The 14,229-nt window shown below is 38.1% G+C and carries 13 protein-coding genes; all 13 read left to right on the plus strand.

Annotation, left to right across the window (positions count from 1 at the left end):
• Window positions 1-879: 879 nt before the first annotated feature.
• The 13 genes from cas6 (at window position 880) to HMPREF2867_RS09705 (ending at window position 14,193) form a co-directional block, all read left to right on the plus strand.
• Window positions 880-1,611, plus strand: coding sequence for a CRISPR-associated endoribonuclease Cas6 (gene cas6 / locus HMPREF2867_RS09645; RefSeq protein ID WP_070577244.1), 732 nt, complete (start codon window positions 880-882; stop codon window positions 1,609-1,611).
• Entirely contained in the window at window positions 1,592-3,880 is a 2,289-nt protein-coding gene (gene cas10 / locus HMPREF2867_RS09650) for a type III-A CRISPR-associated protein Cas10/Csm1 (protein ID WP_070577245.1), read from the plus strand. The genes cas6 and cas10 overlap by 20 nt, the downstream gene beginning before the upstream one ends.
• 3 nt (window positions 3,881-3,883) lie before the next feature.
• On the plus strand, window positions 3,884-4,276 hold the full coding sequence (gene csm2 / locus HMPREF2867_RS09655) for a type III-A CRISPR-associated protein Csm2 (RefSeq protein ID WP_070577246.1): 393 nt from the start codon (window positions 3,884-3,886) through the stop codon (window positions 4,274-4,276).
• A complete protein-coding gene (gene csm3 / locus HMPREF2867_RS09660) occupies window positions 4,276-4,938 on the plus strand; it encodes a type III-A CRISPR-associated RAMP protein Csm3 (RefSeq protein WP_070577247.1) in 663 nt (220 codons plus the stop codon). Before csm2 ends, csm3 begins: the two co-directional genes overlap by 1 nt.
• Window position 4,939: 1 nt before the next feature.
• On the plus strand, window positions 4,940-5,839 hold the full coding sequence (gene csm4 / locus HMPREF2867_RS09665) for a type III-A CRISPR-associated RAMP protein Csm4 (protein WP_070577248.1): 900 nt from the start codon (window positions 4,940-4,942) through the stop codon (window positions 5,837-5,839).
• A 2-nt stretch (window positions 5,840-5,841) separates the two neighbouring features.
• Window positions 5,842-6,915: a type III-A CRISPR-associated RAMP protein Csm5 gene (gene csm5 / locus HMPREF2867_RS09670; protein ID WP_070577249.1), complete on the plus strand. Its 1,074-nt coding sequence runs from the start codon at window positions 5,842-5,844 to the stop codon at window positions 6,913-6,915.
• Window positions 6,912-8,072: a type III-A CRISPR-associated CARF protein Csm6 gene (gene csm6, locus HMPREF2867_RS09675; RefSeq protein WP_070577250.1), complete on the plus strand. Its 1,161-nt coding sequence runs from the start codon at window positions 6,912-6,914 to the stop codon at window positions 8,070-8,072. The genes csm5 and csm6 (HMPREF2867_RS09675) overlap by 4 nt, the downstream gene beginning before the upstream one ends.
• Window positions 8,073-8,086: 14 nt before the next feature.
• On the plus strand, window positions 8,087-9,373 hold the full coding sequence (gene csm6 / locus HMPREF2867_RS09680) for a type III-A CRISPR-associated CARF protein Csm6 (protein WP_070577251.1): 1,287 nt from the start codon (window positions 8,087-8,089) through the stop codon (window positions 9,371-9,373).
• 200 nt (window positions 9,374-9,573) lie between these two features.
• A complete protein-coding gene (pyrF, locus tag HMPREF2867_RS09685) occupies window positions 9,574-10,269 on the plus strand; it encodes an orotidine-5'-phosphate decarboxylase (protein ID WP_037599866.1) in 696 nt (231 codons plus the stop codon).
• A gap of 87 nt (window positions 10,270-10,356) precedes the next feature.
• Window positions 10,357-10,986, plus strand: a complete 630-nt coding sequence (pyrE, locus tag HMPREF2867_RS09690; protein ID WP_004182503.1) for an orotate phosphoribosyltransferase — start codon at window positions 10,357-10,359, stop codon at window positions 10,984-10,986.
• An 85-nt stretch (window positions 10,987-11,071) separates the two neighbouring features.
• Window positions 11,072-12,523, plus strand: coding sequence for an amidase (locus tag HMPREF2867_RS09695; RefSeq protein ID WP_070577252.1), 1,452 nt, complete (start codon window positions 11,072-11,074; stop codon window positions 12,521-12,523).
• Window positions 12,524-12,632: 109 nt separating this feature from the next.
• The gene (locus HMPREF2867_RS09700) at window positions 12,633-13,481 is read left to right on the plus strand and encodes a transporter substrate-binding domain-containing protein (protein WP_022496381.1); all 849 of its coding nucleotides are present in this window, start codon (window positions 12,633-12,635) and stop codon (window positions 13,479-13,481) included.
• 58 nt (window positions 13,482-13,539) lie between these two features.
• On the plus strand, window positions 13,540-14,193 hold the full coding sequence (locus HMPREF2867_RS09705) for an amino acid ABC transporter permease (RefSeq protein WP_070577253.1): 654 nt from the start codon (window positions 13,540-13,542) through the stop codon (window positions 14,191-14,193).
• Window positions 14,194-14,229: the final 36 nt, after the last annotated feature.

A 14,229-nucleotide genomic window follows, 5' to 3' on the forward strand; every position in this document is an offset into this window, starting at 1 on the left:
ATAAACCTAATTACCTCGAGAGGGGACGGAAACACAGATGCAGCATAAATAGTGATATTGCCAAATGCGATATAAACCCACTCATCTCGCGAGGGGACGGTAACTTTTCGTTTAACGTTTCATTAATTAATTCGTTCAGATATAAACCTATCCACCCCAAGAGGGGACGGAAACTCCCCGACATTAACGCTATCGTACTGTTCCTTGCTGGGATATAAATCTATATACCTCGAGAGGGGACGGAAACAAAATCTTTGTCAAACATCGTTGACCTCCAATTGTTTAGATATAAACCTATTCACCTCGAGAGGGGACGGAAACACGTGGATTGTCTGGCGTAGTGGTTAAAGCTACTGTGATATAAACCTATGTACCTCGAGAGGGGACGGTTACTCAATGTAATCAATCCTATTATTTAGTTCTTTAAACCTATATACCCCGAGAGGGGACGGAAACGCAGGAGTTTCACTCGTTCTTGGTGCAGTACTTGGTAAAGTACGGATATAACCCTATCTACCTCGAGAGGGGACGGAAACCTGCTAAATATGCTTCAAAAAGATCATTAATGTTTTGATATAACCCTATCTACCTCGAGAGGGGGCGGAAACAGTATTATTTTTTTGTTCTTCCATTGTTGTTCTTGATAAAAATCTACCTACCTCGAGAGGGGACGGTAACGTAAGGTTGTAGAGTTTAGGAGTTGCCTTAGATTTGATATAACCCTACATACCTCGCGAGAGGACTTTTTTGAAAATTTTGAAAACAGTCTTGACACCGCTTCCAGAAAGTGTTAGACTAAAAGCACATTAAGGGCGCCCCAATGAGGTGAAAAGTACTTTCAGCTTTTGGGGTTTTTTCATACAAAGATGAAGGAGTCGAATGAAAAAATTAGTATTTACTTTTAAAAGGATCGACCATCCTGCACAAGATTTAGCTGTTAAATTTCATGGCTTCTTGATGGAGCAGTTGGATAGTGACTATGTTGATTATCTGCATCAGCAGCAAACAAATCCCTATGCGACCAAGGTAATCCAAGGGAAAGAAGACACGCAGTGGGTTGTGCATATGCTCACAGATGACCTCGAGGATAAGGTTTTTATGACCTTATTAAAGATAAAAGAGGTGTCCTTAAATGACTTGCCTAAACTCAGTGTCGAAAAAGTTGAGATTCAGGAGTTAGGAGCAGATAAACTGTTAGAGATTTTCAATAGCGAGGACAATCAAACCTATTTTTCAATCATTTTTGAGACTCCGACAGGTTTCAAATCACAAGGTTCCTACGTCATCTTCCCGTCTATGCGTTTGATTTTTCAAAGTTTGATGCAAAAGTATGGAAGGTTAGTTGAAAATCAGCCTGAAATTGAAGAGGATACCTTAGATTACCTATCTGAACACAGCACAATCACGAATTATCGCTTGGAGACGAGTTATTTCAGGGTGCACGGGCAAAGAATTCCTGCCTTTAGAGGAAGGTTAACCTTTAAAGTACAAGGCGCTCAAACTCTAAAAGCTTATGTCAAAATGCTTCTAACATTCGGTGAATATTCAGGTCTTGGCATGAAAACGAGTCTCGGTATGGGAGGGATAAAGCTTGAAGAAAGAAAAGATTGATTTATTTTACGGAGCTCTTTTGCATGATATCGGTAAGGTCATTCAAAGGGCGACAGGAGAACGAAAAAAACACGCCCTGGTAGGCGCGGATTGGTTTGATGAGATTACTGATAATCAGGTCATTTCAGATCAAATTAGATATCACATGGCTAACTACCAGAGTGATAAACTTAGCAATGACCATCTCGCTTACATAACTTATATCGCTGATAACATCGCATCAGGTGTCGACAGAAGACAGTCAAATGAGGAGAGTGACGAGGATGCATCAGCTAAGATTTGGGATACCTATACAAACCAGGCTGATATTTTTAATGTTTTTGGAGCTCAAACGGATAAACGCTATTTTAAACCGACGGTTCTAAACTTGAAATCTGAACCTAACTTTGCGTCGGCAACCTATGAACCTTTCTCAAAAGGTGATTATGCGGCGATTGCGACGCGTATCAAAAATGAATTGGCAGAATTTGAGTTTAATCAAGCACAAATGGATTCTTTGTTAAATCTGTTCGAAGCAACCCTCTCTTTTGTGCCATCTTCGACTAATACTAAGGAAATCGCTGATATTTCACTTGCTGAGCATAGTCGTCTGACAGCAGCTTTTGCTCTAGCCATCTATGATCACTTGGAAGACAAAGGTCGTCATAACTATAAAGAGGACTTGTTTACTAAAGCATCAGCTTTTTATGAGGAAGAAGCATTTCTCCTAGCTAGCTTTGACTTATCAGGGATTCAAGACTTCATCTATAATATAGCGACCAGTGGTGCTGCTAAGCAATTGAAGGCTCGTTCTTTGTATCTTGACTTTATGAGCGAGTATATAGCAGATAGTTTACTTGATAAACTTGGCCTCAATCGGGCTAACTTGCTCTATGTCGGTGGAGGACATGCTTACTTTGTCCTAGCCAATACTGAAAAAACGGTAGAAACACTCGTTCAATTTGAAAAAGATTTCAATCAATTTTTATTGGCAAATTTCCAAACCAGATTATATGTTGCCTTTGGTTGGGGAAGCTTTGCGGCTAAGGATATCATGAGCGAACTGAACTCACCTGAAAGCTATAGACAGGTCTATCAAAAGGCTAGTCGCATGATTTCTGAGAAAAAAATCTCAAGGTATGATTATCAAACCCTTATGTTGTTGAACAGGGGTGGTAAATCTTCTGAAAGAGAGTGTGAGATTTGTCATTCCGTTGAGAATTTAGTTTCTTATCATGACCAGAAAGTGTGTGACATTTGCCGAGGCTTGTATCAATTTTCTAAAGAGATTGCCCATGATCATTTCATTATCACTGAAAATGGAGGGCTTCCTATTGGTCCGAATGCCTGTCTTAAAGGTGTTGCATTTGAAAAGCTAAGCCAAGAATCTTTTTCCCGTGTCTATGTCAAAAATGACTATAAGGCTGGTACGATCAAGGCAACCCATGTTTTTGTTGGAGATTACCAATTCACAACTATTGATAAATATGCTGATTTATCTAAAAATGAAAACAAATTAGGTATTAAACGTTTAGCTGTTGTACGTCTTGACGTGGATGATTTGGGAGCTGCTTTTATGGCCGGCTTCTCCCAACAAGGAAATGGGCAATATAGTACCCTATCACGCTCAGCCACTTTCTCACGAAGCATGAGTCTTTTCTTCAAGGTTTTTATTAACCAGTTTGCTAGTGATAAGAAGCTCTCTATCATCTATGCCGGCGGGGACGATGTTTTTGCTATTGGATCTTGGCAAGATATTATTGCCTTTACTGTTGAACTCCGTCAGAACTTCATTATATGGACAAATGGAAAGCTAACACTCTCAGCTGGTATCGGTCTGTTTGCTGATAAGACCCCTATTAGCTTGATGGCACATCAAACAGGGGAGCTAGAAGAAGCAGCTAAGGATAATGGGAATGATAATAAGAAAGATAGTATTTCACTCTTTAGTACAGACTATACCTTTAAATTTGACCAGTTTATCACGAATATTTACGACGATAAGTTAGAGCAGATTCGCTATTTCTTTAATCACCAAGATGAACGAGGTAAGAATTTCATTTATAAATTGATTGAATTGCTTCGAAACTACGAGAGTGAAGAAAAGATGAATGTTGCCCGATTAGCTTACTATTTGACACGTCTGGAAGAGTTAACAGACAAAGAAGAAAGAGATAAATTCAAACAATTCAAGAAATTATTCTTCAAATGGTATACAAACAATGAATCAGACCGTAAAGAGGCGGAATTAGCTTTGCTTCTCTATGTTTATGAAATTAGGAAGGATTAATACATGGCAATTTTAACTGATGAGAATTATGTAGATAAAGCAGAACGTGCTATTTCATTACTTGAAAAGGATAATAAAGGGAATTATTTACTAACAACGTCACAAATTAGAAATTTATTATCCTTATGTAGTTCTTTATATGATAGAAGTAAAGAGAGAAAGTTTGATGAATTAATAAATGATGTTTCCTATTTAAGAGTACAATTCGTCTATCAGTCTGGAAGAAACTCTGTAAGAGTTAATAGACAGACATTCTTCCCTGTTAAGGATTTGGTAGAAAAAGGCCAAATTCTTGAAGCGCTTAAGGAAATTAAAGATAGAGAGACACTTCAAAGATTTTGTAGATATATGGAAGCACTAGTGGCCTATTTCAAGTTTTATGGAGGTAAAGATTAATGACATTCGCTAAGATTAAATTTTCAGCTCAAATTCGTTTAGAGACAGGCCTTCATATTGGGGCTAGTAATGCTTTTGCTGCCATCGGTGCTATCGATTCGCCTGTTATTAAAGATCCTATTACTAACCTACCAATCATTCCTGGTTCAAGTCTCAAAGGAAAAATGAGAACGCTTCTTGCCAAGGTTTATAATGAAAAGGTAGCTGAGAAACCAAGCGACGACAGTGATATTCTTAGCCGTTTATTTGGAAATAGTGAAGATAAACGATTTAAAATGGGCCGCTTAATTTTTCGTGATGCCTTCTTGTCAAACGCTGATGAGCTAGACTCTCTTGGAGTAAGAAGTTATACAGAAGTAAAATTTGAAAATACAATTGACCGTATTACAGCCGAAGCCAATCCAAGACAAATTGAACGTGCTATTCGTAACAGTACCTTTGATTTCGAGTTGATTTATGAAATTACAGACAAGAATGAAAATCAAGTCGAGGAAGATTTCAAAGTAATTCGAGATGGATTAAAACTACTTGAACTTGATTATCTTGGTGGTTCTGGATCTCGAGGTTACGGTAAAGTTGCTTTTGTAAACCTCAAAGCTACTACCGTATTTGGAAATTATGATGTTAAAACATTAAATGAACTTTTAACTGCGGAGGTCTAATATGACCTATAAACTGTATATTATGACCTTTCAGAATGCTCATTTTGGTTCGGGCACTCTTGATAGCTCAAAATTAACATTCTCAGCAGACCGTATCTTCTCAGCCCTAGTGCTAGAAGCCCTAAAAATGGGAAAACTCGATGCATTTCTTGCGGAAGCCAACCAAGACGATTTCACGCTCACAGATGCCTTCCCATTTCAATTTGGTCCCTTTTTGCCGAAGCCTATCGGTTATCCCAAACATGACCAAATAGATCAATCAGTTGATGTCAAAGAGGTTCGTCGTCAAGCAAAATTGTCTAAGAAATTGCAATTTCTTGCTTTAGAAAATCTTGACGATTATCTCAATGGAGATTTATTTGAAAATGAAGAGCATGCTGTCATTGATACTGTGACAAAAAATCAACCACATAAGGATGGCAATCTCTATCAGGTTGCTACAACCAGATTTTCAAACGATACCTCGCTTTACGTCATTGCAAACGAATCTGATTTGCTTAATGAGTTGATGACTAGTCTTCAGTATTCAGGTCTTGGTGGAAAGCGTTCAAGTGGTTATGGTCGTTTTGAGTTAGATATTCAAAATATCCCACTTGAATTGTCAGATAGACTGACTAAGAATCATTCAGATAAAGTGATGAGCCTTACGACAGCACTTCCTGTAGATGCTGACCTTGAAGAAGCAATGGAACATGGTCATTACTTATTAACTAAATCGAGTGGTTTTGCATTTAGTCATGCTACTAATGAGAATTATCGTAAGCAAGATCTTTACAAATTTGCTTCTGGCTCAACTTTTAGTAAAACATTTGAAGGGCAGATTGTCGATGTGAGACCACTTAATTTCCCTCATGCTGTTTTAAATTATGCTAAACCACTCTTCTTTAAATTGGAGGTATAAAAATGAAAAATGACTATAGAACATTTAAATTGAGCCTCCTGACACTTGCTCCGGTTCATATTGGTAATGGAGAGAAATATACCTCTAGAGAATTTATCTATGAAAATAAGAAGTTTTACTTTCCTGACATGGGGAAATTCTATAATCAAATGGTAGAAAAGAGGCTTGCTGAAAAGTTTGAGGCATTTCTGATTCAAACTCGTCCAAACGCACGTAATAACCGTCTTATTTCTTTCTTAAATGATAACCGAATTGCAGAGCGTTCTTTTGGAGGTTATAGTATCTCTGAAACAGGTTTAGAATCGGACAGAAACCCTAATTCAGCCGGAGCTATTAACGAAGTTAATAAGTTTATTCGAGATGCTTTTGGGAATCCCTACATTCCTGGTAGCTCATTAAAAGGTGCTATTCGGACTATTTTAATGAATACTAATCCTAAATGGAATAATGAAAATGCTGTAAATGACTTTGGAAGATTTCCCAAAGAGAATAAAAACCTTATCCCTTGGGGACCCAAAAAGGGTAAAGAATACGATGATTTGTTTAATGCAATCCGTGTGAGTGATAGTAAGCCTTTTGATAATAAGAGTCTTATCTTGGTCCAGAAATGGGATTATTCAGCGAAAACCAACAAAGCTAAACCACTTCCTTTGTATAGAGAATCAATTTCTCCATTAACTAAAATTGATTTTGAGATTACAACAACCACTGATGAAGCTGGAAGATTGATTGAAGAATTAGGTAAGAGGGCACAAGCGTTTTATAAAGACTATAAAGCATTTTTCCTATCTGAATTTCCTGATGATAAGATTCAAGCCAATCTACAATACCCAATTTATTTAGGTGCAGGGAGCGGTGCTTGGACAAAGACTCTATTTGAGCAGGCTGATGGTATTTTACAAAGACGATACAGTCGAATGAAAACTAAAATGGTTAAAAAAGGTGTTCTTAAGCTCACAAAAGCACCTCTTAAAACGGTTAAAATTCCATCTGGTAATCATTCATTAATCAAGAACCACGAGTCCTTTTATGAAATGGGGAAAGCTAATTTCATGATTAAGGAGATTGATAAATGAGAGTACTTATATCAGCTGTAGGTGACACAGACCCTTTTAGAAATTTTCATGATGGCGCCTTAATTCATATTGCAAGAAAATATCGTCCCGAAAAAGTTATATTGATTTTTTCAGAACATACTGCAAAAAAACAAGGTAATATTGAAAAAGCCTTGTTTTCTATTGCGCCTGATTATGAGCCTGAACTCATAATTCATGATTCCATTATTAGTGATAATGAGGTTCATATTTTTGATGTGATGTTTCAACGTTTCTCTGATATTTTGCAAGAATACTATACTACAGAAGATGAATTTATCTTAAATCTTTCTAGTGCAACACCTCAAATCAAATCTGCTCTATTTGTGATTAACCGTTTAAATGGCATCAATGTCAAAGCGGTTCAAGTTTCGAGTCCTGAACACGCTTCAAACGAGAACATCGGTCATGATAATGATGAGAACATTGATGAACTCATCGAAGTCAATGAAGATAATAAAGTCAATTTTATCGACCGAACGATTGAAGATAATGCCGAAAAATTTAGTCAGGCTCTCTTGAAGAAGACTGCTCGAGATTTTATCGAGAAGTTTGACTATAAGGCGGCACTAGACATCCTAGACCAATTATCAGATTTCCCAAATCTAAAAAGTGTTCGAAAAGAAATCCGTGATGTTGTCAACTGTCTGTCAAAACAAGATGTTCCGCAAGGGTTGCGTCATAAAAAGTTTAACGAAGAAGAACAAAAAATTCTTAGTGCCTATTTGACTATTGAACTGCAAAGAGAACGTGGGAACGTAAGTGAAAGTTTTATACGAATAAAAAACTTAACTGAGTTTATTTTGGAAGACTATATTGAAAAAAGAAACCCAGGTTTAATCGATGATTATTGTGAAAGTATTCAGAAATATTATCTAAGTCTCTTTGATTACAGTAAACTTTTAAAAGCAACAAGAGAATTTAAACTTAGAAAAACAATCGCTCCAATTATTGAGATGAATTCTTCTAGAAATACGGTTGCCCACAGCTTAAGTCCTTTGGACTCAGATGCAGTTAATCAACTGGGGATAGCTATGAAAACCTTAAAAACTCTAGTTAGAGAACAATACCATTTTAGCCAGAGTGATTTTAATTTTTATCAGGATTTGAATAAGAAATTATTAACTAAGTTGAACTAAAGAGGTAATTCAAATTGAAAATTTTAATCTCAGCTGTAGGAACAACCGGTCCTATAAGTAATAATCACGATGCAGCTTTACTTCATATCGCAAGAAATTATAGACCTGACAAGATTGTCCTTGTATATAGTCAAGAAATGTTGGTCAAACAAGATTTGATAAATAAGGTCTTGCTCTCAATCGAAGGCTATAACCCTATCATTGAAATTGACTCTACAATCTTGAATAACGACGAAGTCTTTCTTTTCGACAAAATGTATGAAGTAATGGGGCTGATTGTTCAAAAGTATACTAATGACGATGACGAAATCATCTTAAACTTATCATCAGGTACACCACAAATTATTTCGGCTCTCTTTGCCCTTAACCGTATCAATGACTATAATACTCAAGCTATTCAGGTTGCTACTCCTAAAAAAGGAGCAAACAGAGAATACAAGCCTCTGACCAACACTGAGATAAATGCTCTTATTGTGGAAAATCAAGATAATAGTCTAGATTTTGTTGACCGAAGTATTAAAGATAAATCTGAGAAGTTCACGCAAGCATTAGTCAAACGTCATCTTAGAAGTTTAATTGCTTCCTTTGATTATCAAGCAGCAGAAGCGATAATCAATCGAAAAGAATATAATAAATTACTTTCTAAAAAGAGAATTGCTTATATTCGTGAGAAGCTAAACGATTTTTCACGTGTATTCAAAAATCAGTCGATTCTTTCAGATATCCTATCGTTTCCTCTCGATGATTCCCAAAAGAAGGCTTTGAATTACTATTTGATGATTGATGTTTTAAAAGAACGTGAGCATATTGCTGATGTCTTGATTAAGGCAAAATCACTTGCTGAATTTGTCATCGAAGAAACCATCAAAAAAGATCATGAGGGCTTAATCGTATTTGATGGCAATCTGCCTAAACTTAATCCAGATTTTCCTGATTGTGAGGCAATTTTAGACGATATTGATAAGAAAATGAAAAAATCTAGGGGTATTGAAGACACTGAAGAACGCATTTTTTCAGTACAATCAACACTTAATCTATTATCTTACTTGAATATCCTTGAGTTCTATGAATATGATTCTCAGCTTCAAACAGCGATAAATGGTATTTTAAGTTTGAATGGGGAACGAAATAAAGTTGCTCACGGTTTGTCAGAAATTGATACGCGATTATTAAGTCGTAAGAAGTTAAAACAACTTTCTGAAAACTTGCGATTGCTTCTTGTTGAGTGTTTGGGTATTGATTCAAGCTATTTTAACTATTATGACAAACAAAATGAAGAGCTTATAAAGATGCTTGAATAGATATTTGGGTGTCATCCCCCTTTGACATTCCCATATAAAAGCGCTATAATAAAACAAATTGAACTGAACCTTTAATCGAGTCCAGAGAGGCGAGAAAGGTGTACTGAGATGCTACGGCATCACTAAAGGGTAGGGACTGCCCTATTTTCGTGCAACCTTCGCTGACTGGCGGAGGTTTTTTGTGTGAAAGGATATAAGAAATGAGAGAAAATCGTCCTGTTATTGCCCTTGATTTCCCGACTTTTGAGGATGTGAAGGCTTTCCTTGCTAAGTTTCCTGCTGATGAAAAGCTCTATGTGAAGATTGGTATGGAACTTTACTATGCGGCTGGTCCTGAGATTGTACGCTACGTTAAAGAGCTTGGTCATAGTGTTTTCCTGGACCTTAAGCTTCACGATATTCCAAATACTGTGAAATCAGCTATGCGTGTCTTGTCTAACCTTGGCGTTGATATGACTAATGTGCATGCAGCTGGTGGTGTGGAAATGATGAAGGCTGCGCGTGAAGGCTTGGGTGATGGTCCAATCTTGATTGCTGTAACTCAGTTGACCTCTACCTCTGAAGAGCAAATGCATGATTTCCAAAATATCCAAACGACACTTCAAGAATCAGTGGTTCATTATGCTAAAAAGACTGCTGAAGCAGGCCTTGATGGTGTTGTTTGCTCAGCACACGAAGTAGAAAAAATCAAAGAAGCAACAAATGAAGATTTCGTTTGTTTGACACCTGGTATTCGTCCAGCAGGAGCAGCAGTTGGTGACCAAAAACGTGTCATGACACCTGCCGATGCGCGCCAAATTGGTTCAGATTACATTGTTGTTGGTCGTCCAATTACACAAGCTGATGATCCAGTAGCAGCTTATCAAGACATCAAGGCTCAATGGACCGGTCAATAAATTTTCAAAAAGACCTTATTTCATAGGAAAATAGACCGAATTAGGTTATAATAAAGAGTAGAAAACGCTTTACGGAGGATAATAATTATGACATTAGCATCACAAATCGCATCTGACTTGCTTGATATCAAGGCTGTTTACCTTAAACCTGAAGAACCATTTACATGGGCATCAGGAATCAAATCACCAATCTACACAGACAATCGTATTACTTTGTCTTATCCAGAAACTCGTACACTTATCGAAAATGGTTTTGTGGAAAAAATTAAGGAAGAATTTCCTGAAGTAGAAGTGATTGCTGGTACTGCAACTGCTGGTATTCCTCACGGTGCTATCATCGCTGACAAGATGAACCTTCCATTTGCCTATATCCGTAGCAAACCAAAAGATCACGGTGCTGGTAACCAAATCGAAGGTCGTGTGGTTAAAGGCGAAAAAATGGTTGTTGTTGAAGACTTGATTTCAACTGGTGGATCAGTACTTGATGCTGTAGCAGCTGCAGAGCGTGAAGGGGCTGATGTTATCGGTGTTGTGGCTATCTTCACTTACGAATTGCCAAAAGCTGAGAAAAACTTCGCTGATGCTGGCGTGAAATTGGTCACTCTTTCAAACTACACTGAGTTGATCAAAGTGGCTAAAGTGCAAGGCTACATCACAGCAGACGGACTTCAACTCTTGAAAAAATTTAAAGAAAACCAAGAAACTTGGCAAGACTAAATATCATGATTGAAGGCGGAACGTTTCAGGCGTTTCGTTTTTTTTAGTATAATTTAGGAAGTAATAGAAGCAGGGAGAATATAAGATGTCAGTAAATGAGTGGTCAGATGCAACGGCAATGGCTGAGGCCGTGCGAAATAAGACGGTCAGTCCCCGAGAACTAGTAAAGGATACTATAAGTGAAGCGGAAAGGACGAATACTAAAATCAATGCTATCGTCAGTCAACGTTACGAGAAAGCTTTAGAAGAAGCAGAAACTAGAGACTTTTCAGATAAACCTTTTGCTGGTGTCCCAATTTTCCTAAAGGATTTAGGTCAGGAGCAAGCTGGTGAGCCGTCAACAGCGGGTTCTCGCCTATTTACAAGTTATCGGGCTAAGGAAACGGATAATTATGTTAAGAAACTTGAGGAATTGGGCTTTATTATTTTAGGACGTTCTAGCACTCCTGAGTTTGGCTTCAAAAATATCAGTGATGCTCAGATTCATGGTCCTGTCAATCTACCTGATGATGTGAGGCGTAATGCTGGTGGCTCAAGTGGCGGTGCGGCTGCTATTGTGAGCTCTGGCATTTCTCCTTTGGCCCCAGCTAGTGACGGTGGGGGCTCTATTCGAATTCCAGCTTCCTTTAACGGCCTAATCGGTCTCAAGCCTACCAGAGGACGAATTCCTGTCGGTCCTGGTTCGTTTCGTGGATGGCAGGGAGCCTCTGTCCAGTTTGCTTTGACTAAGTCTGTTCGAGATACAAAATGCTTGCTTTATCATATGCAGACGTGTCAGATGGAAAGTCCCTTTATCTTGCCCAAACTTGACAAAGATTCTTTAGATAAACCAGTTCAACCTCTGAAGATTGCTTTTTCTACTGTCTCTCCTATTGGTGGTAAGGTATCAGAATCTGCTATTGCGGCGACAAAAAAGGCTGCTAGAGCATTAGAAAGTCTAGGACATCATGTCCATGAAATCACCTATCAGCCCTTGAATGGGATTGAAGCTATGCAGTCTTACTACATCATGAATAGTGTTGAGACGGCTACCATGTTTGATGGTATAGAGGCTGGTCTGGGACGTCAGATGACGCTTGAAGATATGGAGTTGATGACTTGGGCCATTTTCCAATCTGGGCAAAAGATTCCTGCCAAAGTTTACTCTAAAGTCCTAACTCAGTGGGACCAGTATAGCCATCAGATGGCGAATTTTCATGAGTCTTACGATATTCTTCTGACTCCTACAGTTGCGGATGTGGCACCTAAGCATGGGCAGTTTGCCCTCTCTGAAAGCCTACAGAACCAACTCAAGCATATGTCTGAGTTTGATTGGCCAAAGCAACAAGAACTTATTTGGGATATGTTTGCGGATAGTTTAGATTGGACGCCTTTCACCCAACAAGCTAACCTGACGGGACAACCATCGATTTCTTTACCTGTCTATCGTGATGGGCAAGGGCTGTCCCTTGGTGTTCAACTGACAGCCGCCAAGGGAAGAGAAGACCTCCTCTTACACTTGGCCCAACAAATGGAAGAAGGTTCGGTTTTTAGCTAGCTATACTCATTCTCGGTTCAATTTTTTGTAAAACCCTTTCAAATAGTGTAGTCTAAAATTATAAGTTTTTAACTTAACTTTATTATTTGTTTTAAGGAGACACACATAGATGAAAAAGAGATTTTTCGCCGTTTTTAGCTTAATTTTGGCTGCGGTCTTTTTGGTTGCCTGCTCGTCACAAAGTACAGGTGAGAAGAACTGGGAAAAGATTGAGAAACGTGGTAGCATCAAGGTTGCGACTGCTGGAACACTTTACCCACAAACCTATCACGATGATAAGAATAATTTGACTGGTTATGACGTTGAGATTCTCAAAGAAGTTGGAAAACGTCTTAAATTGAAAATTGAATTCACTGAGATGGGTGTAGATGGCATGCTTACTGCTGTAAATAGTGGGCAAGTCGATATCGCTAACTACTCACTCGAAGACGACAACAAGAATGTTAAAAAATTCTTACGTTCTGAACCATACAAGTATTCCTTCACTTCAATGGTCGTTCGTGAATCGGATAATTCTGGAATCTCTTCATGGAAGGATCTCAAAGGCAAAAAGGCAGCCGGTGCTGCAAGTACAAAGTACATGAAGATTGCCAAAAAAATGGGTGCTGAACTCGTCGTATATGATAATGTTACCAATGACGTTTACATGCAAGACTTGGTAAATGGGCGTACAGACGTTATCGTCAACGATTACTATTTGCAAAAGATGGCAGTAGCCGCTATCAAAGACAAGTACCCAGTTAAGATTAATGACGGTATCTACAGTAACCCTTACTCAACAAGCTTTACCTTCTCATTGAAGAATAAAACCCTTCAAGAAAAGGTCAACAAAGCCATCAAAGACATGAAGAAAGATGGTACCCTTACCAAGATTTCAGAGAAATTCTTTGCTGGTCAAGATGTTACAAAGAAAACAAAAGTTGACTATACTGAGATTGATATCTCTGATGTTGAATAATATAAGCGATCCAATTGGATCGCTTATTTGCTAAAGAAATGTTTAGAAAGTTAGACTTATGATTATTGATTTTTCACTGATTCTAAAAAGCATTCCTTATGTCCTATCAGGTCTGCCTTATACCTTAGGAATCTCGCTTTTAAGCTTTATGGTTGGGAATGTTTTTGCTATCATCCTTGCCTTTATGCGAATGTCTCAAAAGCCTTGGTTAAAGTATCCAGCCCGCATTTATATTTCCATCATGCGTGGGGTTCCTATGTTGGTCGTGCTCTTCATTCTTTACTTTGGTTTGCCTTATGTTGGTGTTCAGCTACCTGCCCTTCTTTGTGCCTTTATTGGCTTCTCCTGTGTTAGTGCCGCTTATATGGCAGAGATTTTCCGTTCATCCATAGTTGCTGTAGATAAGGGGCAGTGGGAAGCAGCTCGCTCTCTTGGTCTTCCTCAGAAATCTATTATCCGTCGGATTATCTTACCTCAGGCTATGCGTATAGCAGTAGCTCCTCTTGGTAATGTTATTATTGATATGGTTAAGAGTTCCTCATTGGCTGCTATGATTACAGTGCCTGACATTTTCCAAAATGCTAAGATTATCGGTGGGCGTGAGTATGACTACATGTCTATGTATATCCTAATCGCCCTCATTTACTGGACTTTGAGCTTTATTCTCGAAATGTTTCAAGGCTATCTTGAAAAACGTTTAGCTACCTATTGATTTTTGAAAAAATTGTTTGAATATCTAATAAAATAT

It is taken from the genome of Streptococcus sp. HMSC064H09 (genome assembly GCF_001812625.1).
GTDB lineage: Bacteria > Bacillota > Bacilli > Lactobacillales > Streptococcaceae > Streptococcus.